This is a genomic window from Stutzerimonas chloritidismutans (genome assembly GCF_038562055.1).
Taxonomy (GTDB): domain Bacteria; phylum Pseudomonadota; class Gammaproteobacteria; order Pseudomonadales; family Pseudomonadaceae; genus Stutzerimonas; species Stutzerimonas chloritidismutans_A.
This window is the reverse complement of sequence record NZ_JBCFXD010000002.1, coordinates 405,744-425,171: the sequence shown is the minus strand read 5'-3', so window position 1 is coordinate 425,171 and position 19,428 is coordinate 405,744. Positions and strand designations below refer to the sequence as shown.

20 protein-coding genes and 1 tRNA gene are annotated in these 19,428 nt (G+C 59.6%); 8 read left to right on the top strand and 13 right to left on the bottom strand.

Annotation, left to right across the window (positions count from 1 at the left end):
• The first annotated feature begins 53 nt into the window (after positions 1-53).
• The 3 genes from AAGW23_RS05405 (at position 54) to AAGW23_RS05395 (ending at position 3,389) form a co-directional block, all read left to right on the top strand.
• A complete protein-coding gene (locus tag AAGW23_RS05405; protein ID WP_342405316.1) occupies positions 54-1,460 on the top strand; it encodes an alpha/beta hydrolase in 1,407 nt (468 codons plus the stop codon).
• A gap of 230 nt (positions 1,461-1,690) precedes the next feature.
• Entirely contained in the window at positions 1,691-2,122 is a 432-nt protein-coding gene (locus AAGW23_RS05400; RefSeq protein ID WP_342405315.1) for a S24 family peptidase, read from the top strand.
• Positions 2,109-3,389: a Y-family DNA polymerase gene (locus tag AAGW23_RS05395; protein ID WP_342405314.1), complete on the top strand. Its 1,281-nt coding sequence runs from the start codon at positions 2,109-2,111 to the stop codon at positions 3,387-3,389. The genes AAGW23_RS05400 and AAGW23_RS05395 overlap by 14 nt, the downstream gene beginning before the upstream one ends.
• A 54-nt stretch (positions 3,390-3,443) precedes the next feature.
• On the opposite strand, the gene AAGW23_RS05390 is transcribed toward AAGW23_RS05395, so the two are convergent.
• The 4 genes from AAGW23_RS05390 to metG all read right to left on the bottom strand — a co-directional run bounded on the left by AAGW23_RS05390 (position 3,444) and on the right by metG (position 6,628).
• Positions 3,444-3,517 (bottom strand) — tRNA-Gly (locus AAGW23_RS05390).
• A gap of 68 nt (positions 3,518-3,585) precedes the next feature.
• Positions 3,586-4,278, bottom strand: coding sequence for a pseudouridine synthase (locus AAGW23_RS05385; protein ID WP_342405313.1), 693 nt, complete (start codon positions 4,276-4,278; stop codon positions 3,586-3,588).
• Positions 4,278-4,487, bottom strand: coding sequence for a cysteine-rich CWC family protein (locus AAGW23_RS05380; RefSeq protein WP_342405312.1), 210 nt, complete (start codon positions 4,485-4,487; stop codon positions 4,278-4,280). Before AAGW23_RS05380 ends, AAGW23_RS05385 begins: the two co-directional genes overlap by 1 nt.
• A gap of 98 nt (positions 4,488-4,585) precedes the next feature.
• A complete protein-coding gene (gene metG / locus AAGW23_RS05375) occupies positions 4,586-6,628 on the bottom strand; it encodes a methionine--tRNA ligase (RefSeq protein ID WP_342405311.1) in 2,043 nt (680 codons plus the stop codon).
• 193 nt (positions 6,629-6,821) lie between these two features.
• Here metG and apbC point away from each other — a divergent pair, with 193 nt between their 5' ends.
• Positions 6,822-7,916: an iron-sulfur cluster carrier protein ApbC gene (gene apbC, locus AAGW23_RS05370; protein ID WP_342405310.1), complete on the top strand. Its 1,095-nt coding sequence runs from the start codon at positions 6,822-6,824 to the stop codon at positions 7,914-7,916.
• Between the two features lie 171 nt (positions 7,917-8,087).
• Here apbC and AAGW23_RS05365 read toward each other — a convergent pair whose 3' ends face one another.
• Complete coding sequence (locus AAGW23_RS05365) at positions 8,088-8,297, bottom strand: cold-shock protein (RefSeq protein WP_003282211.1); 210 nt, start codon at positions 8,295-8,297, stop codon at positions 8,088-8,090.
• A gap of 321 nt (positions 8,298-8,618) precedes the next feature.
• Here AAGW23_RS05365 and dcd point away from each other — a divergent pair, with 321 nt between their 5' ends.
• Positions 8,619-9,185: a dCTP deaminase gene (gene dcd / locus AAGW23_RS05360; protein WP_102835792.1), complete on the top strand. Its 567-nt coding sequence runs from the start codon at positions 8,619-8,621 to the stop codon at positions 9,183-9,185.
• 307 nt (positions 9,186-9,492) lie between these two features.
• Here dcd and AAGW23_RS05355 read toward each other — a convergent pair whose 3' ends face one another.
• Positions 9,493-10,074 carry a superoxide dismutase gene (locus AAGW23_RS05355; protein WP_342405309.1) on the bottom strand — a complete coding sequence of 194 codons (582 nt, stop codon included), beginning with the start codon at positions 10,072-10,074 and terminating at the stop codon, positions 9,493-9,495.
• Positions 10,075-10,437: 363 nt separating this feature from the next.
• Positions 10,438-11,040 carry a LysE/ArgO family amino acid transporter gene (locus AAGW23_RS05350; protein WP_342405308.1) on the bottom strand — a complete coding sequence of 201 codons (603 nt, stop codon included), beginning with the start codon at positions 11,038-11,040 and terminating at the stop codon, positions 10,438-10,440.
• Between the two features lie 95 nt (positions 11,041-11,135).
• On the opposite strand from AAGW23_RS05350, the gene AAGW23_RS05345 reads away from it, so the two are divergent.
• A complete protein-coding gene (locus AAGW23_RS05345) occupies positions 11,136-12,023 on the top strand; it encodes a LysR family transcriptional regulator ArgP (RefSeq protein WP_342405307.1) in 888 nt (295 codons plus the stop codon).
• A gap of 6 nt (positions 12,024-12,029) precedes the next feature.
• On the opposite strand, the gene AAGW23_RS05340 is transcribed toward AAGW23_RS05345, so the two are convergent.
• A complete protein-coding gene (locus tag AAGW23_RS05340; RefSeq protein ID WP_342405306.1) occupies positions 12,030-12,308 on the bottom strand; it encodes a hypothetical protein in 279 nt (92 codons plus the stop codon).
• 361 nt (positions 12,309-12,669) lie between these two features.
• Here AAGW23_RS05340 and AAGW23_RS05335 point away from each other — a divergent pair, with 361 nt between their 5' ends.
• On the top strand, positions 12,670-13,578 hold the full coding sequence (locus AAGW23_RS05335) for an ATPase (protein WP_342405305.1): 909 nt from the start codon (positions 12,670-12,672) through the stop codon (positions 13,576-13,578).
• 75 nt (positions 13,579-13,653) lie between these two features.
• Here AAGW23_RS05335 and AAGW23_RS05330 read toward each other — a convergent pair whose 3' ends face one another.
• A complete protein-coding gene (locus AAGW23_RS05330; protein WP_342405304.1) occupies positions 13,654-15,567 on the bottom strand; it encodes an autotransporter domain-containing protein in 1,914 nt (637 codons plus the stop codon).
• A gap of 420 nt (positions 15,568-15,987) precedes the next feature.
• Between AAGW23_RS05330 and AAGW23_RS05325 the strand changes: the two genes are divergently transcribed.
• On the top strand, positions 15,988-17,181 hold the full coding sequence (locus AAGW23_RS05325) for a GGDEF domain-containing protein (protein WP_342405303.1): 1,194 nt from the start codon (positions 15,988-15,990) through the stop codon (positions 17,179-17,181).
• A 6-nt stretch (positions 17,182-17,187) separates the two neighbouring features.
• Here the strand turns inward: AAGW23_RS05325 and pncB are convergent, their stop codons facing one another.
• The 4 genes from pncB to AAGW23_RS05305 form a co-directional block, all read right to left on the bottom strand.
• Positions 17,188-18,387 carry a nicotinate phosphoribosyltransferase gene (pncB, locus tag AAGW23_RS05320; protein ID WP_342405302.1) on the bottom strand — a complete coding sequence of 400 codons (1,200 nt, stop codon included), beginning with the start codon at positions 18,385-18,387 and terminating at the stop codon, positions 17,188-17,190.
• A gap of 27 nt (positions 18,388-18,414) precedes the next feature.
• Entirely contained in the window at positions 18,415-18,831 is a 417-nt protein-coding gene (locus AAGW23_RS05315) for a hypothetical protein (protein WP_342405301.1), read from the bottom strand.
• Positions 18,788-18,964: a general stress protein gene (locus AAGW23_RS05310; protein ID WP_102835800.1), complete on the bottom strand. Its 177-nt coding sequence runs from the start codon at positions 18,962-18,964 to the stop codon at positions 18,788-18,790. The genes AAGW23_RS05315 and AAGW23_RS05310 overlap by 44 nt, the downstream gene beginning before the upstream one ends.
• 221 nt (positions 18,965-19,185) lie before the next feature.
• On the bottom strand, positions 19,186-19,419 hold the full coding sequence (locus AAGW23_RS05305; RefSeq protein ID WP_425540812.1) for a hypothetical protein: 234 nt from the start codon (positions 19,417-19,419) through the stop codon (positions 19,186-19,188).
• Positions 19,420-19,428 lie beyond the last annotated feature (9 nt).

The following is a 19,428-nucleotide window of genomic DNA, read 5'->3' as shown; positions in this document are numbered from 1 at the left end:
CTCGTATCGCTAGCAATGCCTGTAAAACAAAAACAATAATCGAGGAAACGTCCATGCTCCCAAGCAAGTTGGCTTCAGCCTGCGCGCGTGCCATCGTCGGTGTCATGCTGGTTGGCGGTGTCGGCATCGCTGCCGATGTTCAGGCCCGCTCCAAACCGATCAAGCCGCCCGTATCCCACAGCGAATCACGAGAACAGGACTCGCGCGTTTTCGTCCCGGTCGTATCGCCGTTGGCAGCATTCCCCGGCCTGCCCAGTGAACGCTGGACCGGTATCTACGAAGGGGCGTCCTACCAGATCGAAGTGCCACCCAACTGGAACGGCATGCTGATCATGTATGCGCACGGTTATCGTGGTACCGGACCGGAGCTGACCGTCGGGCCGCCGCCGATTCGCCCCTGGTTGCTGCAGCAGGGCTACGCTTGGGCCGCTTCGAGCTACAGCAAGAACTACTACGACGTACGGGCTGGCATTGAAGATACCAACGCCCTGGCGCTCGCTTTCAGTGAGCTGACCGGCAAAGCCCAGCCCAGCAAGACCTACATTACCGGGCACTCCATGGGCGGCCATGTTGCGGCCGCTGCGGTGGAAGCCGAAACCTACGCCACCGCCAATAACCCGTTGCGCTACAGCGGCTCGGTGCCGATGTGCGGTGTGACGGGCGACGTCTATGAATTCGAATACCTGATGAACTTCACCCTGGCTGCCCAGCACCTGGCAGGGCAGGGGCCGAGCACCTTCCCCGCAACGGACTTTCAGGCCAAGCTCCCGTTGATCATTGGCACGTTGTGGGACAGCTACCCGACCAACCCGTCGCCCCAGGGCGAGAAGCTCGAAGGTATCGTGCGCGACCTCAGTGGGGGCGAGCGGCCGATCTTTGCCGAAGGCTTCCGCACTAGCCTGCAGAGCGTCGTGCTGGGCACTGGCGGGCAGGACGGTTCAGTGAACGGCATCTTGGCCGACTCGCTCAGCGGCAACCTCACCACCCGCTATCAATTCGACACGAACAAGGCGATGTCCCGCGAGGAGCGCGCGTTCAACGATTCGATCATCCGCGTGATCGGCCATCCACCGGCCAACAGCATCCGCCCGGACGGTTTGCGCTGGATCCCGGTGGTGAACGGCCAGTTCAACGTCCCGGTGGTCAGCATCCACACCCTGGGCGACCTGTACGTGCCGTTCAAACACCAGCAGATCTACCGCCGCAACGCCGAAGCCAACGGCAACGGCGACCTTCTGGTGCAGCGTGCCATCCGAGCCCCCAGTCACTGCGATTTCACGTATCAAGAACAGGTAGAAGCGATGGCTGCGATGCTGCGGTGGGAGCAGCAAGGCATCAAGCCCGCCGGTGACGAGGTCCTTAACCCGCGTGTTGTCGCCAACCCCGCCTATGGTTGCCAGTTCACGCGTAACGACGGCACGCAGAATCGGACCGCGCTGCCGGCGTGCCCGGAGCGCTAAGCCATTGACTGAATAAGGTCGCCCGTTGACCGTAGAAAGCCCTGCCCGTCAGGGCTTTTTTGCGCGGTCAGTGCACGGCGAGTGGCATTTCGAAGCAAAGGGAGCCTCGGACAACTGCTGTACCGATTGTTGGCATATCACAGTGGGTCGAGTCGCCCTTACGTCCGGTTCAATTGACCCAGCTCTCGGCCCTCAATACTGTACGCATATACAGTTTTGAGGTCTGTACCATGCCTGTTCATTTCCTGGCGCCTGCCGCACCGTCAACCATTGCCTTGCCGTTTTTCAGTTTCTGCGTACCCGCCGGGTTCCCCAGCCCCGCACAGGACCATATGGAAGGCACGCTCTCGCTCGATGAGGTGATGAACATCCGCGCACCGCAGACCTACCTCGCGCGCGCTGATGGCGACAGCATGATCCAAGTGGGCATTTTCGACAGGGACATCCTCATCATCGACCGCGGGCGCGAAGCGGAGAAAGGCGAGATCGTCATCGCGGCGCTCAACAATGAGCCACTGGTGAAAATCTTCGACCGGCAAGGCGACCAGATCATCCTGCGTTCGGCCAATCCAAAATTTGCTCCGCGCTACCTGCTCGAGAGCGAAGAGCTTTACGTCTGGGGCGTCGTACCCTTCAGTGTGCGTACGCATGGCAAGTACTGAGCGCGCCCTGGCGCTGATCGACTGCAACTCGTTCTACGCCGCTTGCGAGCGCGTCTTCCGCCCGGACCTGCGCACCACGCCCATCGTCGTACTCTCCAATAACGACGGCTGTGTGATCGCCCGCTCGGCGGAGGCCAAAGCCCTCGGCATCAAGATGGGCGCGCCATATTTCAAGGTGCGCCGTGATCTGGAGCGCTGGGGAGTGGTGGCGTTCTCCAGCAACTACGCGCTTTACGGGGACATGAGCGAGCGGGTGATGACGGTGATCGAACAACGCGCGCCGGCCGTCGAGGTGTATTCCATCGATGAAGCCTTCGCTGATCTTTCGGGCGTGCCCGACGCGGAATCCATCGGGCGCCGCATCCGCGCCGATGTGTTGCGCCTCACCGGCATACCGGTCGGCGTGGGTATCGCCAACACCAAGACCCTCGCCAAGCTCGCCAACCACTCGGCCAAGCGCTGGCAGAAGCAAACCGGCGGCGTGGTCGACCTGCGCGACCCCGAGCGGCGCGACAAGGTATTGCGCGTCACGGGCGTGAGCGATGTGTGGGGCGTTGGCCGGTGCATGACCGAACACCTCAACAGCATGGGCATCCGTAGCGCCTGGGACCTGGCCAACGCCGACGCCTGGACCCTGCGCAAGCAATTCAGCGTCGTGATCGAGAAAACCGCCCGCGAGCTGCGCGGCACGTCATGTCTTGAACTGGAAGAGGCTGCGCCATCCAAGCAGGAAATCTGCTGCTCACGCATGTTCGGCCACCGGCTGCGTGAGCTCGCGCCCATCCGCGAAGCTGTTGCCACCTACGCTGCCCGCGCCAGTGAAAAGCTCCGAGCCCAGGAGTCCCTATGCAAACGCGTACGCGTCAGCATCCGCACCGGCATGTTCAACCCGGACGAGCCCCGGTTCGCCAAAGGCATCGTCTGCGAACTGCCTTACCCCACCGACGACACCCGCACCATCACTCGCGGCGCCCTCGCCGGGCTGGGGCTGATCTATCGCGAAGGCTTCGCCTTCAGCAAAGCCGAAGTGCTACTGATGGACCTCTGCCAGCGCGGCGAATACACCGACGACCTCTTCAGCGAAACCCAACCCGCCACCGCAGAGCGCGTCATGGGCGTGCTCGACGCCGTCAATGCCAAGTGGGGCCGCAACACCCTCAGACCGGGCCGCATCCCCACAGTGCCTGATTGGGGCATGCGGCGGGAAATGATGAGCCAGAGCTTTACGACGCGGATAGATCAGCTGTGGAGGGTGGGGTGCCAGTAACAGGACCCAGCAAACAAAAAGCCCTGTAAAAACAGGGCCTTATCGTGTGAAATCTGGAGCGGGCGAAGGGAATCGAACCCTCGTCATGAGCTTGGGAAGCTCAGGTAATGCCATTATACGACGCCCGCAATGGGTGCCTTTGTACCAGAAGGGCGCGTGGAAATGAAGCGGGCGCGGGGGCAATTGGGCGAAAGGGTCAGATCTGGACGACTTCGCTGTCGGTCAGGCTGCGGTATTGCCCGGGTGCGAGGCTGGGGTCGAGGGTGAGTGGGCCCATGCGTTCGCGGTGCAAGCCGGTGACCTTGTTGTTGAAGTGGCCGAACATGCGTTTGACCTGGTGGTAGCGGCCTTCATGCAGGGTCAGGCGCGCCTGGTGCGAGCCGAGCAGCTCGAGTTCGGCGGGCAGGGTGGTGAGGTTCTCGAAGCGAAAGTAGAGGCCGCTGGCAAAGCGCTCGATGCAGATGGGGTCGATGGGCGCTTCGGTATCCACTCGGTAGGTTTTGCCCAGCAGGCTTTCGGGCTGGGTGAGGCGGCGGGACCAGAGGCCGTCATTGGTGATGATCATCAGGCCGGTGGTGTTGAAGTCCAGCCGCCCGGCGATGTGCAGCTCGTCTTTGTCCGGCTCGTTCAGGAGGTCCAGCACCGTGGGGTGTTGCGGGTCGGCGGTGGCGCTGACGCAACCGGCGGGTTTGTTCAGCATAAAGAAGCGCGCTGGTTTGCCGGCTTGCAACACCTCACCATCCAACTCGATACGGTCGAAGACGCGGACACCATGGGTGCCGTCGCAGACCGTCTTGCCATTCACCGAAGCGCGGCCCGAAGCCAACAACAGGCGCGCCTGGCGATGGCTGCAGTGGGGCAAGCTGGCGAGAAAGCGGTCGAGGCGCATCAGGGGTTGGCGGGAGGCTTGCCGCTGGCGCAATGCTGGCAGATGCAGGCTTTGTTCAGCGCGTCGTCTGAAATGCGGGCGCGGGCTTCGGGTGCGATCTCGGCGGTGAAGCACCAGCACTGCTGCGTCGCGGTCGCCGGATTGCTGAGCGCGCATTGATTCGGCTGGCCGCAAATGGGGCATTTACTGGGGTCAGGGATATTGGTCATTACCGCCTCCTGGCAGCGGCAGCGCTTGGTGCGGTGGAACGGCAGGTTTGCATTGAAGCACAAGCCCGGCATTGCACCGGGCTTCTTGTTTCACATGATTACTTTACGCGCTGACCGGGCTTGGCGCCGCTGTCGGGGCTGAGCAGGTAGATCTCTTCCCCGCCAGGGCCGGCGGCAAGCACCATGCCTTCGGATACGCCGAACTTCATCTTGCGCGCGGCCAGGTTGGCGACGTACAGGGTCAAGCGGCCTTCGAGCTTGCTGGGGTCCGGGTAGGCGCTCTTGATGCCGGAGAACACATTGCGCTTCGCATCGCCGATATCCAGCGTCAGGCGCAGCAGCTTGTCGGCGCCTTCGACGAACTCACACTTTTCGATCAGCGCGATGCGCAGGTCGACGGCGGCAAAGGCATCAAAGGCGATTTCGGCGGCGATGGGCTCCTTGGTCAGCTCGCCATTGCCTTGTGCCGGTGCGGCGGTTTCGGTGGAGGCGAGGTCTTCCTTGGATGATTCGATCATGGCTTCGATCTTCGCAGGCTCAATACGGGTCAGTAGCGGGGTAAAGGCGTTGAGCGGATGGTTGGTCAGCAGCGTGCCGAGATCGGCCCAGCGCAGTGGCTCGACGTTGAGGAAACGCTCGGCGTCGGCCGCCAGGTTCGGCAGCACGGGCTTGAGGAAGATCACCAGCTGGCGGAACAGGTTGATGCCAGTGGCGCAGATGGCCTGGACTTCATCGTGCATGCCGTCCTGTTTGTTCAATGCCCAGGGCGCCTTGTCAGCGATCCAAGCGTTGGCGCGGTCGGCCAGCCCCATGATTTCGCGCATGGCGCGGGCAAAGTCGCGGCTTTCATAAGCCTCGGCAATGGATGGCGCAGCGCTCTGGAAGGCGTCGGTCAGTTCTGGCGCGGCGTTGCGGTCAACCATGACGCCGCCGTTGCCTTTGTGGATGAACCCGGCACAGCGGCTGGCGATGTTGACGACCTTGCCGACCAGGTCTGAATTGACCTTTTGCACGAAGTCTTCGAGGTTCAGATCCAGGTCGTCCACGCCGCGGCCCAGCTTGGCAGCGTAGTAATAGCGCAGGTATTCGGGGTTCAAATGGTCGAGGTAGGTGCGCGCCTTGATAAAGGTGCCGCGCGACTTGGACATCTTTTGGCCGTTCACTGTCAGGTAGCCATGCACCGCGACGGCAGTGGGCTTGCGGTAACCGGCGCCTTCGAGCATGGCAGGCCAGAACAGGGTATGGAAATTGATGATGTCCTTACCGATGAAGTGGTACAGCTCGGCGCTGGAATCCTTGTTCCAGAAAGCATCGAAATCCAGCTCGGGGCGGCGTGCGCAGAGGTTCTTGAAGCTGGCCATGTAGCCGATGGGCGCATCCAGCCAGACATAGAAATACTTGCCGGGCTCATCTGGGATTTCGAAACCGAAGTAGGGTGCGTCGCGGGAGATGTCCCATTCGTGCAGGCCGCCGTCGAGCCATTCTGCGATCTTGTTGGCGACCGACTCCTGCAGGCTGCCGCTGCGTGTCCACTCCTTGAGCATGGCCTCGAAGTCGGGCAGTTTGAAGAAGAAGTGTTTGGAGTCGCGCAGGACCGGCGTGGCGCCAGAAATCGCCGAACGCGGGTTCTTCAGTTCGGTGGGCTCGTAGGTGGCGCCACACTTCTCGCAGTTGTCGCCGTACTGGTCTTCGGCGGCGCACTTCGGACAGGTGCCCTTGATGAAGCGGTCAGCGAGGAACATGCCCTTTTCGGGGTCGAAATACTGGGTGACCGAGCGCGTGGCGATGTGGCCGGCGTCGCGCAGCCGCGTGTAGATCAGGCTCGACAGTTCGCGGTTCTCGTCCGAGTGGGTCGAGTGGAAATTGTCGAAGTCCACCAAGAAGTCGGCGAAGTCGGCGCTGTGCTCGGCTTGCACGTTGGCGATCAGCTGCTCGGGCGTGATGCCTTCTTTCTCGGCGCGCAGCATGATGGCCGAGCCATGCGCATCGTCCGCACAAACGTAGAGGCACTGGTTGCCGCGCAGCTTCTGGAACCGCACCCACATGTCCGTCTGGATGTACTCGAGCATGTGGCCAAGGTGTATCGAACCGTTGGCGTAGGGCAGGGCACTGGTGACGAGGATCTGGCGGGCTTCGGACATGGGAAAGTCTGCAGTCGAGGTTGCGAAGTGAGTTGGCCACTATAAAGGTCATGCGGTTTTTTTTCATCCGCACTGGCGCGGGCGGCGCGGGTCGAATGGCGGGTGCCGCGCCACATTGCCGCGCTTGATGAGTCCTTGTGGCGGCACAAGGTAAGATGCCCGTCTGTTTTACTAGGTTTTCTTGGGAGTAGTCATGACCGTCACACGCGAAGCTGTCGAAGCCGTACTGCGCCAGTACACCGACCCAAACCTGAACCAAGACCCGGTGGCTGCCGGTTGCGTGCGTTCCATTGATGTAGCGGGTGATCACGTTAGCGTGCAGATTGAGTTGGGCTACGCTGCTGGGCTGTTTCGCAGTGGATGGGCGCAGATGCTGGCGATGGCTATTGAGCAGCTCGATGGTGTGACCCGTGCGGACGTGCAAGTCAAGTGCGTGATCCGCTCACACAAAGCGCAGGATCAGGTCGAGGCGCTGGCCAACGTCAAGAACATCATTGCCGTCGCCTCCGGCAAGGGCGGCGTCGGCAAGTCCACCACAGCTGCCAATCTGGCGCTGGCGCTGGCGCGCGAAGGCGCGCGTGTAGGTGTACTGGACGCCGATATCTACGGGCCAAGCCAGGGCATCATGTTTGGCATTCCCGAAGGTACGCGCCCGGAAATCCGCGACAACAAGGCATTCATCCCGTTGGAAGCGCATGGCGTTCAGGTCATGTCGATGGCCTTTTTGTCCGATGACAAGACGCCGATGGTCTGGCGAGGCCCGATGGTATCCGGTGCCTTGCTGCAATTGATCACGCAGACGGCCTGGAATGATCTCGACTATCTCGTGGTGGACATGCCGCCGGGTACGGGTGATATCCAGCTGACCTTGGCGCAGAAGGTGCCGGTGGTGGGGGCGGTCATCGTCACGACACCGCAGGACCTGGCACTGCTCGATGCGAAGAAGGGTGTAGAGATGTTCCGCAAGGTAAACATCCCGGTGCTTGGTGTAGTGGAAAACATGGCCATCCACATTTGCTCGAACTGCGGGCATGCCGAGCATCTGTTCGGCGAAGGTGGCGGTGAGAAGCTGGCTACGCAGTACAACGTCGAGTTGCTGGCTTCGTTGCCGCTTTCCATGGCCATCCGCAGCCAGGCTGACGCCGGTAACCCAACCACCATTGCCGATCCGGAAAGCCAGATCGCGATGATCTATCAACAGATGGCTCGCAGTGTGGGCGCGAGGATTTCTCAGAGCGGGCAGATCATTGCGCAGTCGATGCCGAACATCACTGTGTCTGACGACTGACTTCGGTAGGGCGGCGCTCGGTGCGTCGCCTTGGCCGACCGTGGAACTCTGATCGCCTGATTATATTCGCCGTTGGAGGGTAGAGTGCGGTCTTCTGAAGCTGACTGCAGTAAATCGCAGGCATAAAAAAGCCCCGCCGAAGCGGGGCTTTTTCAGCGAAGAAGCTTCAGGTTAGATAACCTGAACTTCCTCAGCTTGCATGCCCTTCTGGCCGCGAGTAGCGACGAAGGAAACTTGCTGGCCTTCTTTCAGGCTCTTGAAACCGTCGCCCTGGATGGCGCGGAAGTGTACGAAAAGGTCGTCACCGGATTGCGGAGTGATGAAGCCGAAGCCTTTCTCATCGTTGAACCACTTAACGGTACCGGTTTGGCGATTGGACATTTGAAATGTCTCCTTGAACAAGGTGTAGAGATGATTTGAACGGGCAAATACCCCGAACGGTGACTGTGTGCAAGGAGTTAGGAGTCGTAGCAATGATCGGATCGAAATCTAAACATGTAGCGATTCACGGTGACACATGCAGCAGCAGCCAATGAAAGATACTCCATTTCTGTCGCAATGCGAGCATTATTTTCAGTTTCCGGCCGAAGCGCCAGAGATGCGACGCATGGACCCGGTTCGTGGCCTTTGAACCGGGTCCATGTGCTCGGTAAGATGCACGCCTTTATCTAAACGACCATCAGCCAAATCAGGACGCCCGCCATGAGCATCAAATCGGATAAGTGGATTCGCCGGATGGCCCAGGAGCACGGCATGATCGAGCCCTATGTGGAACGCCAGGTGCGGACCGAGGGCAGCGAGCGCCTGATTTCCTACGGCGTGTCCAGCTATGGCTACGATGTGCGCTGCGCTGACGAATTCAAGATATTCACCAACATCAATTCGGCAGTCGTCGACCCTAAGAACTTCGACGAGAAGAGCTTTGTCGACGTAAAGAGTGACGTCTGCATCATCCCGCCGAATTCTTTTGCGCTGGCGCGTACGGTCGAATACTTCCGCATTCCGCGCAACGTGCTGACCATTTGCCTGGGTAAGAGCACATATGCCCGCTGCGGGATCATCGTCAACGTCACGCCGCTCGAGCCTGAGTGGGAAGGGCACGTAACGTTGGAGTTTTCCAATACGACGACCTTGCCCGCGAAAATCTACGCCAACGAAGGCGTGGCACAGATGCTGTTCCTGGAGTCGGACGAAGAGTGCGAAACCTCTTACCGGGATCGCGGTGGGAAATATCAGGGTCAGCGTGGCGTGACTTTGCCCAAGGCCTGATTGCGCTTCACGAGCTTCAAGGACCTTCGGACGGTAGTGACTGCCGCCACGCAGCGCTTTGTTTCGATCTGCAATATTCCAGCGTAGGGCAGGGCCATCTGGCGGCGTCCGGACTGCTCTTCCTGCGCTTGTCGCCAGCATTGACCTGCTTCCTGTCAGTGCAATACCTCGAGCCAAGATTGCTAAAGTCTGATTTGCTCGATGCAGCTGCCGTTTCATTTCGCTTTGGCAAAAAAATGCCCGCATAAATGCGGGCATTTTTGCTTGCGCGAGGGGCTGGCAATCAGCCCTTCAAACAGGCCTAGGCTTAGCCGGCAAAATTCTTGGCGACGAAGTCCCAGTTAACAACGTTCCAGAATGCCTCGACGAACTTCGGACGGGCATTGCGGTAGTCGATGTAGTAGGCGTGTTCCCAGACGTCGCAGGTCAGCAGCGGCTTGTCGCCAGCGGTCATCGGGTTACCGGCACCGATGGTGCTCGCCAGGCCGACGCTGCCGTCGGACTTCTTGACCAGCCAGGCCCAGCCGGAGCCGAAGGTGCCGATTGCGGTCTTGGTGAACTCTTCCCTGAACTTGTCGAAGGAGCCGAACGCGGCGTTGATGGCATCAGCCAGGGCGCCAGTCGGCTCGCCGCCGGCATTTGGGGCCATGCAGTTCCAGAAGAAGGTGTGGTTCCAGACCTGAGCGGCATTGTTGAAGATGCCACCTGAAGAGGTCTTGATGATGGTTTCTAGGTCTTTGCCTTCGAACTCGGTGCCTGGGACCAGGTTGTTCAGGTTGGTCACGTAGGCCTGATGATGCTTGCCGTGGTGATATTCAAAGGTTTCATCGGAAATGTGCGGCTCGAGGGCATTCTTTTCAAACGGAAGCGGCGGCAATTCGAAAGCCATGGTGTATCTCCTGCTCAGGTGTCGAGAATAGATGCGGCTCGGAAGGAGGCGGTCTGCACTGGTAACCAGCGCCTCGCGGAACGGAGAAAACAACTGCACTGATGTTCGTCCGTTTACGCTTGTCTTTCCCTTCGCTTGCTACATGCGTGCGCATTCTTCGGCCGATCACGGGCGGCCGCAGTGGCGGGCTGAAGCGTTCCACTCCATGCCCGCGGACCAAGGATCATAGCACTCAGCCTGTGGCAAAACCACGCATCAACTGTGTGGAAAAGCCAAGGCCAGAGCCTTGTAACAAGGTTCTGGCGCAGGGTGCGAGGATGCCCGAGGCCCTCTGCGTGGACCACCGATTACGCTGGGCGTTCCTTACGCCAGGACGACAAGCTGCGCGGCTACCGTGAACATCATCGTCGCCACGCCCAGATCGATCAGTCGCCAGGTCAGCGGCCGCGCCAGCCAAGGCGCAAGCCAGGCGCCTCCCAGTGCAAGAATCACAAACCACAGAGTCGAGGCGCTTGCGGCGCCCAGCGTATAGGCCGCGGGCTCGGGTTGCTGCGCCCCGAGTGAGCCAATCAGCAATACCGTATCGAGGTAGACGTGCGGGTTTAGCAACGTCACGGCCAATGCGGCGAGTAACACGCTCTGCAGTGAGCGCGGGCCGCGTTGGGTGTTTTCCTGCAACGCTTGAGGGCGCGCTGCACGGCGCAACGCAATGGCACCGTAGAACAGCAAGAACAGCACGCCACCCCAACGCGTGACTTGTAGCAGCAACGGATTATCTGCCAGTACCGCGGCAAGACCGAAGACGCCGACGCTGACCAACAGAATGTCGCAGAGGATGCAGAGTGCGGCTACCGGTAGATGGTGCTCGCGGCGCAGGCTCTGCGCCAGTACGAATGCATTCTGCGCACCGATGGCAATGATCAGCCCGGCGGTGATTAGAAGCCCGTTGAAGTAGCTCTGCCACATGATGCTTTGCCTGTGTCGTCAAAAGATGCTCGCAGTCTCGACGCTGTTGGCTTATAAGAAAAACGAAATTCTGTAATGCCCGATAAGGAAATCGAATGTTCGATTACAAGTTATTGGTCGCTTTGGCGGCGGTGGTTGAACAAGCCGGTTTTGATCGCGCTGCGCAGTCTTTAGGCCTGTCGCAGTCGGCGGTATCGCAGCGCATCAAGCTGCTCGAGGCTCGGTTGGGGCAGCCGGTGCTTTTACGCGCTGCGCCACCCCAGCCGACGGAGGTTGGTCGGCGCTTGCTGAACCACGTCCAGCAGGTGCGTCTGCTCGAACGCGATCTGCAAGGACAGGTTCCGGGGCTGCAAGAGAGCCGACTGCCGGAGCGACTGCGCATCGCTCTGAACTCCGACAGTTTGGCTACCTGGTGGCCGGGTGCAGTCGCACCTTTTTGCACACGACATGGCGTGGTGCTCGATCACGTGCTGGAGGATCAGGATGTCGGGCTCAAGCGGATGCGCGCGGGCGAGGTTGCTGCGTGCGTATGTGCAGTGGAACGGCCTTTGGCTGGTGCCCGCAGCGAGTTCCTCGGCGCCATGCGCTACCGCGCGCTTGCCAGTCCCGCCTACGTTGTGCGGCATCTCAAACCGGGCGCGCCTGTCGAGGCGTTACTGCAGGCTCCAGCGATCGTGTTTGGCCCTGATGATCAGCTGCAGCATCGCTATCTGGCGGCGCTAGGCCTGAAGGGGGCGTTCAGTCATCACTTGTGCCCCTCGTCAGAAGGTTTTGTCCGGCTGCTACAAAGCGACCTGGGTTGGGGGCTGGTGCCTGAACTGCAGGTCAGCGCGGAATTGGCGAGCGGGGCGCTGGTTGACGTTTATTCGGGCGAACCGATTGATGTGCCGCTGTATTGGCATCATTGGCGCAACGGCGGTGAGTTGCTCGGCGAACTCACGCGGCAACTGTCACGCGCCGTCAGACAATTGTTGATCCATTGAGGCGAGTCAGCCAAGGACTCGCTGGCCGCGGTAGATACGTACCGAGTGGCCGTTGCGGTCCGCTGTGGCTGGCGTGGGCGGCGGGGTAAAGAGGGCGGGCATGTCGCTGTGTGTGGCCAGTTGCCTGCCCAGGTCCCGTGTTATCTCGTCGCCGGAGCAGAGGCAGGCGGTCAGCATGGCCTGGATTGCATCCGGTTGGCTCAGGCGAATATCCACGTGCTGCTCGTCACGCAGCCGACGGCGCAGCTGCTGCATGCAATCCAGTACGGATTTGTTGAACTCCATGACGATTCATCCTCCAGTTTATCGGCCGTGCTTGGCGTTATGGCCCGACATCCGTGTCGGAAAGCGCTATCCGCTGGCATGACTGCTCAAGCAACAGACGTACCAGTTGCGGCTTGGATTGGTTGGTAACGCTGTCGAAGGTGCGCCGTTCCTGATCTCGCGGTTTGAAAGCAGCTTGCCGCTGACTGACGCAGCGAGGTGCTGACCAGCACTCGTTGCTGTCATTTTGCACAGTCTTGAATCGCTTCGGCGCGCGACGCCTGTTCCCGGTGCGAGTCTAGGAAGGTGATGTCGCTGAAGAGCCCCTGCTGAATCGTTATACTGCGCGCTGTCTCTCGCTTCGCGCCATTAAAGGTACCCCATGCGCAACGATGCTCACGACGAACTGGACAACATACCCAGCCTGACCGCCGGCCGCGATCGCGATCGCGATCCGTACCCGGCACCGGAGCTCGAGCCAATCGACAAGGCGCCGCGTCACGCTGCCGACGATGCGCGGCCTCGCCAGAAGCGGCGTGCCGCCAGCACTGCGCCGCTGTGGTTCTTGATTTTGGTGCTGTTCGGCTTATTGATCGCGTTGGGTTGGTGGGGCCTGCAGCAGGTATCCCGGCTTGAGGCTCAACTGGTGGCTACTCAAGAAAGCTTTGCACGCATAAGCGAAGACGCGACCGGTCGGCTGCAGGACATCTCCGGGAAGATAGTGGCCACGGAATCAAGCGTCACCACCGAAGGCGAGGCCCTGAAGCTGCGCATCAAGCAGCTTGAAAAGCAGGCGCTGGACCTGGCTGAGCAACAGCGGGCCATCACTACCCAGCAGCAGAGCCTGACCGGCAAACAGGGTAATCAGGACAAGCGGCTGGACGAACAGGGTGGGCATATCGAGCGCATCGCCACTGAAGTACGAGGGCATCAGTCTGCGACAGCCGCGCTCGCCGATACCGTTAAAAAGGTTGCGAGTGAGCAGGCCGCGCTCACGTCATCAATTTCGGGGCTGAAGGGTTCGGTGGACGAGCTGGGCCAGTTGTCTGCTCGAATTGACGGGCTGAGCAAGGACGTCGTTGCGTTGAAAAAGAGGGGCGATGCCAGCCAGGCGATCAGTCGTTTGGAGCAGGACGTGCTGATCTTGCGCAGCGAGCTGGATAATCGGCCTGCCGCTACGCCAGGCGTAGTGACGTCAGAGTTTGATGCGTTCAGAGCCCAGATGACCCGCAACATCAACACGCTGCAGGGGCAGATTGCCAACCTCCAGCAGCAGATAGACCAGCGCTAGGCAAGCCTTGATAAAAAAGGCCGCTGCGTATGTTACGCAGCGGCCAGGCGAATCAGCCAAAGGAGGAGTGGCGGTTTACAAGTCCAGCGCCAGGGATAACCCAACTCCCTGGTTGCGGTTGTCATTGCCCTGGTAGTTGTAATTGGCTCGGACACTAAGGCCTGCCGACAGCTGGTGGGCGATACCGACACTGAAACGGGTCTGGTCGCCCGTCGGCGTCGCTCCCGGCAGCTCAAAGCTGTTGGTCGACACGCTGTTCAATGACATACGCAGATCTTCGCGCTGCTCATCCTCTCGCTCGACCTCGCGGGCGACCTCGCCGAACAGTCGAGTGCGCTCCGACACGGCATAAGTACCAAATAGCCCAACCGACAAGCGAAGTGACTCCAGCTCTTGGTCTTCGTAGCTCAAAGCGGTCGAGCTGGCGCCTTGCTCGCTATACCCGTCGACGTCGGTTTTCTGATAGCTGGCACCGATGAATGGGCCGAACTCTAATGGATCCCCCATCTGCATCAGGTTGAATCCGGTCTTGGCGGACACGCCCCAGATCATGCCTTCAGTACTGCCTTTTTCTGAGCGCTCTGCTACGCCGAGGGAAAAGGTGCGGTCCAATGAGTCGTAATCGAGGTAGCCCGCGCTGGCGTTGAAATCAGCGAAAAACCGGTCTTGTTGATAGCTGGCAAACGCGCTCGCCAAATAGCTACGCATATCGTAGTCCGAGTCCCCTGCACCGAGGCTGAGGGAGTTCTGCGCCAGACCCAGACTGAGTCCCGCCAGCCAGTGCTCGCTGACACGGTTGCTCAGGCCAATCGTCAGGGTCGGGCTGTCCCCATCGCCGCCTCCGAAACCGTCGTACTCGGGACGGTTGTAACCCCCTTGTACGAAGGTTCGCCAGCCGCCTACCGCTTGCCAGTTGCCACGCTGGGCAGCGAGTTCGTTGTCGAGCAATTGAAGGTGATTGCGCAGCGCCGAACGCCCCATCTCTGGTAGCAGTGATACCTCTGCCGGTGCTGAAAGAATGGAATAGGTATAGTCAGCGCTTATCTGGTGGACTGCGGTGGTTGGGTGGACCGCATCGTTAAACAACAAACGGCTCGGATCCGCATTTGCGGTACCCAGGCCATAAGTCGGATCTAGCGGACAATTTCCACCATCGAAGCAGACCGCGGTCTGGTTGATGGAGGGGTCGAATCCATAGCGAGCAAGGTCTGCGCGAACTTCCGAAAGCAGCAGGCGATTGTTTAACAGGACGTAGTTGCCCCCTTGTGCCTGCAGTCCTGCTGCGAGCTCAGCGTTGAAACTGTCGCTCAGGCTGTTGAGAAACGCGCTGGTCCCGAGTTGTGTCCCTAGTGGGGTATTACCGACATCGGGCAGGTCGGAAATGATGATGTAGCGGGCGCCTGCGTTCTGCAGCGCGCCTACCGCTTCAACCATGTTCGCTGCTGCCAGCGCCATGGTCGTCGGCCTGGTTTGAAGTTGAAAGATGTCGTTGGCGCCACCGTTGAGGTAATACAGCCCATTCGGGTCGACCTGTGGGTTTTCAACCAGATATCCCGGGCGACTGCGTGAACGTCCACCTCCTGCGTCGACCGTCGAGGTACCAATGAGCGAGTCAAGGATCTGATCCGTACGGTAACCACCTACTGCGTAGTTGGTACCGTCTGGATTGCCCGTCAGAAGGCGCGGCAGGATTGGGGTCGATGGCAGCGACTGAAGGCCCAGGCGGTTGGCGAGTACTTGGGTAACGACCTGCCCCGCATATTCGGTGTTGTTGGCCGCATAGGTCGGGCCTGTGCGATTGGTAAAGCGCAGACCGCCTGTTGGGTTGCCCCCTAATAGAGGGCTGCCGATATCTGGAAAGTTGCCAGCATCACTCAGCGAGTCGCCGAAGTTAACGAATTGGCTGTAGGGGCTGGTCTCCGCATGTGCTGCAACGGATACGCCCGCCAGCAATATGGCAAGGGCGAGGGGCTTGAGAGCGCTCTGCACGGGGTGTCTCCTTATTGTTCTTGTTTGGCAGTCGAAGGTTGAAGCTCCGACACCAGCCAAGCTAGTCGCCAATCGGAGGAGGCATAAGCGCTCTAAAGCGTCATTTGGCGCACACCAGGCTGTCGCTCGAATGGATTACTGGCGCACAGAAGCCCCCTCAAAACTCCTTGTTACAAATTTTTATCAAGAAAACGCTGCAGACCGATTGGCACAGGCCGTTAACGAGAAACGCACCAAAGCCTCATGAAGTATGGGGATTTCCGCCGAGCTGTTTTTTTGTGCACGGCCTCTGCTGCGAAGTCAGGGTTGGCAGTGTCCGGCCGTGGTGCGATAGGGGTGTGGCAAAGTGCTACCATTTGGCGCGGTCGGCACGAGGACGTGGATGGCCGTTCCAATGCTTCAGTCGGGTGATTATAAAAAATGCCGTCCTTGATCGATCTGCTATTGAGCCGCCTGGCTACGCTGCTGCCCAGTGAGCTCAAATCCACTGAGTTCATGAAGCTGGTCATTCCGCACCGTCACTCGATGCTGATGAGCCAGCGTCGCGCGACCCTGATCGTCAACCGGGTCCGGCTGTTCGCGTTTCTCTTTGCAGTGCTGACACCAATGTGGGGGATCATCGACCTGATGGTCTTCACTTACCCACTCTGGCTCGGCTTGGCTACCTTTCGCCTGCTTGCGTGCGCCGCCTTCGCCTGCCTGCTGCTGTTCTATCGGCCCAGCGGCAATTTGTTTGATGCGTATCGGGCCGTTGCGCTGCTGTTCGCCATTCCGACCGTCTTTTACATCGCTTCGCATACGTTGCTTGGGGGCTATCAACTCACCCAGGCCTCCGCCATGGTCGCCACCGGTTATGCGTTCCTGCCCTTCGTGCTGATGGCCGGGTTGGCCATCTTCCCGCTGACCCTGTTAGAGAATCTGGTAATGGCGTCCATCCTGCTTCTCGCGCATGCCTTGGCGGGTTATCTGTCATGGACGACGCTCAACTGGCCGTCCTACGCGGGAGGATTCTGGTTGCTGATCTTGATCGCCGGAGTCACCTCACTGGCAAGTCTCAGCCAGTTGGCGTTCATGATCGCATTGGTACGCCAAGCGATCCGCGACCCGCTCACCGGCGTGTTTTCGCGCGGTAGCGGGCAGGAGATCCTGAGGCTGCAATGGGACACCGCTCGGCGTCACGACACCGGCCTGGCCGTTGCCTTTATCGATCTCGATCATTTCAAGCAGATCAACGATAACTACGGTCACGAAGCCGGGGACCTGGTGTTGCGCGAGTGCACTCAACAGATGCTGGCCAGTTTGCGTAGCACCGATACCCTGCTGCGCTGGGGTGGGGAAGAGTTCGTTGTGATCATGCCTGATACCGATCGGGAACAGGCGCGCCTGGCGTTGAGCCGCATGATTCGATCGAGCCTCGGTAGGCGCCCCGACGGCAGTCCGCTGACCGCCAGTATTGGTTTGGCTGAGCGTTGCGTTGATTTTGTCGAAAGCGCAGAAGAACTGTTGGACCTGGCGGACAAGCGGATGTATCTGGCTAAAACCTCCGGACGCAACCGCCTGTGTTTTGAGGCTGCTGGCGAAACACCATCCGAAACGCCTCTGTCAGCCGCTTGAGCCTGTTCAGCGGTTCACATCGAACACGTGCTTGAGGTAGCTGATGAAGGCTTCATCGCGACACATGGTCTTGCCGGGTGAGTCGGATATTTTGGCCACTGGCTGACCATTGCAGCTGGTCATCTTGATCACCATGTTGGTCGGCTCGACCCCCGGTATGTCACAAGTCAGCTGGGTGCCGATGCCATAACTGGTGTTACTGCGCCCGGCTAGGGCGCGATAGATACCAAGCGCCTTCGGAAAATCCAAACCGTCGGAGAAGACCAGTTGGCGGGTCATAGGGTCAATGCCCAGCCGGCGGTAATGGGCGATCGCTTTTTCAGCCCATTCGACCGCATCACCCGAGTCATGGCGCAGGCCGTCGAACAGCTTGGCCAGATACAAATCAAAATCTGCGGTGAAGGCTTCCATGGTGATGCAATCGGTGATGGCGATGCCCAGTGCGCCGCGGTATTCACGCGCCCAGCAGTCCAAGGCCGCGCTCTGGCTGTCGATCAGCCTTGGGCCGAGTTGCTGATGAGCCATGATCCACTCATGCGCCATGGTGCCCATGGGTTTGAGGTCCAGGGTGTACGCCAGATACACGTTACTGGTGCCGACAAAATGACCGGGGAATGCCTCACTCAGCCTTTTGACCACCGCGGCCTGCACGCCAAACGAAAAGCGCCGACGGGTACCGAAATCGGCCAGCTTGAAGCCGGCCAGCTCGTCCGGCGTGGCCTCGTCGCGCAGCCACTGCAGCTTCTCTTCGAGGCGGTCGGTCGCCTGGTCCAAGGTCACCTGCGGATAGCGAGCACGGTTGCGTACCTCACTGATGATTGCCAGCAGCGGCACCTCGAAGAGGATTACGTGCAGCCAGGGACCGCGCAGGTAGATCACCAGCTCGCCGTCATCAAGCTCCAGTCGCACGTAGCGGGGATCAAAGCGGAACAGCCCGAGGAAGCGAATGAAGTCTGGCTGCATGTAGGGAATGCGTTCCAGAAATGCCAACTCATGCAGTTCGAATCGCAGCTCCGCCAGAGCCTCCAGTTGCTCGCGGATAGCACCTAAGTAAGGCGTCAGGTCCTCTTCGGATCGACTGCGGAAGGCCCACTCCACCTCCGCATTGGGGTAGTGGTGAAGCACTGCCTGCATCATGGTCAGCTTGTAATAGTCGGTGTCCAGCAGGCTCTGGATGATTCGTTCGGAAAAGGCGCTGCCACGCATGAGTTGCTTCCTGGTTGCGGAGGCGGATCAGGCTCCGCCGATGCCTTCGATCACCTTACCGGTGCCGCCGCAATTTTTACATTCTCCTGCCTCGGTACGGCCGCTGCCGTTGCAAACGTGGCAGATATTTTCGCCCGTCCCAGGCGTTCCTGGCGGCGCTTCGTCACCGGGATTGGACGATGAGTGATCATGATTTGAAGTGTTCATATGAAAACTTCCTCTGCTGAGAGTCTGTACTTGTTCAAGCAAAATAAAATTTAAATAATTGGTCCGGGGAGGGTGCCGATTTATTGTCGTAAGAAATGCGCCGGCCAGAAACGCGGTAATTGTCAACGCAAAATAGCTGACAACAAAAAGGGCAAAGATTTTTAATCTTTGCCCTTTTTGTTTTCTATATCGATCAGCTTTTGCTGTTGCGACCGCCGCCGTGGCTATTTTGTCCACCCTTGCGGCCAGCTTCGGAGGCCTTTTCGCGGTCATTGGCGAAGTTGCCACCGCTGTTATGGCCGCCCTTCTTACCTGCTTCAGACGCTTTTTCGCGGTCGTTTGCGAAGTTGCCAGGATTTTTATTTGCCATGTCTTTCTCTCCTCAATGGACAAGACTTCTGCGGGGCTGAACAACTTCATCAGCCTTCAGGATTTCAGAGCCGAGGAGCACGCCAGTAGTTTCCGTTTTATATGGCCTGCGGACGAGTGGTTACAGATGACGCCACGACATGGCTAACTGCAAGTACAACGGAACGGCAATTAGCGTGTGGCGTATTTGAGTTCATAGAATTGCATCGAATATCGGCCCGATCAGGCGACCAACGCGAGCTGGCGCTGTGCCAGTAGCCGCATCACGTAACCGATCTTCAGCGCGGTCGGTCCCAGGATCACCAGGGCATGGCTTGCCACCACCGCTCCGAGCTGAAGATGGTCATCGACCACATAAGCGCCGGCGATACCTAGCAGAAGCAGCAGTACGCCCAAGGCCATCGACAGGTTGGCGAATAGCAAAAGGCGGTACGAGTCGAGCGGTTGCATAAGCATGGGATAGAC

Coding starts and splice junctions, on each gene's coding strand:
- AAGW23_RS05405 (WP_342405316.1), top strand. CDS start 54: ATGCTCCCAAGCAAGTTGGCTTCAGCCTGCGCGCGTGCCATCGTCGGT.
- AAGW23_RS05400 (WP_342405315.1), top strand. CDS start 1,691: ATGCCTGTTCATTTCCTGGCGCCTGCCGCACCGTCAACCATTGCCTTG.
- AAGW23_RS05395 (WP_342405314.1), top strand. CDS start 2,109: ATGGCAAGTACTGAGCGCGCCCTGGCGCTGATCGACTGCAACTCGTTC.
- AAGW23_RS05385 (WP_342405313.1), bottom strand. CDS start 4,278: ATGCGCCTCGACCGCTTTCTCGCCAGCTTGCCCCACTGCAGCCATCGC.
- AAGW23_RS05380 (WP_342405312.1), bottom strand. CDS start 4,487: ATGACCAATATCCCTGACCCCAGTAAATGCCCCATTTGCGGCCAGCCG.
- metG (WP_342405311.1), bottom strand. CDS start 6,628: ATGTCCGAAGCCCGCCAGATCCTCGTCACCAGTGCCCTGCCCTACGCC.
- apbC (WP_342405310.1), top strand. CDS start 6,822: ATGACCGTCACACGCGAAGCTGTCGAAGCCGTACTGCGCCAGTACACC.
- AAGW23_RS05365 (WP_003282211.1), bottom strand. CDS start 8,297: ATGTCCAATCGCCAAACCGGTACCGTTAAGTGGTTCAACGATGAGAAA.
- dcd (WP_102835792.1), top strand. CDS start 8,619: ATGAGCATCAAATCGGATAAGTGGATTCGCCGGATGGCCCAGGAGCAC.
- AAGW23_RS05355 (WP_342405309.1), bottom strand. CDS start 10,074: ATGGCTTTCGAATTGCCGCCGCTTCCGTTTGAAAAGAATGCCCTCGAG.
- AAGW23_RS05350 (WP_342405308.1), bottom strand. CDS start 11,040: ATGTGGCAGAGCTACTTCAACGGGCTTCTAATCACCGCCGGGCTGATC.
- AAGW23_RS05345 (WP_342405307.1), top strand. CDS start 11,136: ATGTTCGATTACAAGTTATTGGTCGCTTTGGCGGCGGTGGTTGAACAA.
- AAGW23_RS05340 (WP_342405306.1), bottom strand. CDS start 12,308: ATGGAGTTCAACAAATCCGTACTGGATTGCATGCAGCAGCTGCGCCGT.
- AAGW23_RS05335 (WP_342405305.1), top strand. CDS start 12,670: ATGCGCAACGATGCTCACGACGAACTGGACAACATACCCAGCCTGACC.
- AAGW23_RS05325 (WP_342405303.1), top strand. CDS start 15,988: ATGCCGTCCTTGATCGATCTGCTATTGAGCCGCCTGGCTACGCTGCTG.
- pncB (WP_342405302.1), bottom strand. CDS start 18,387: ATGCGTGGCAGCGCCTTTTCCGAACGAATCATCCAGAGCCTGCTGGAC.
- AAGW23_RS05310 (WP_102835800.1), bottom strand. CDS start 18,964: ATGGCAAATAAAAATCCTGGCAACTTCGCAAACGACCGCGAAAAAGCG.
- AAGW23_RS05305 (WP_425540812.1), bottom strand. CDS start 19,419: ATGCTTATGCAACCGCTCGACTCGTACCGCCTTTTGCTATTCGCCAAC.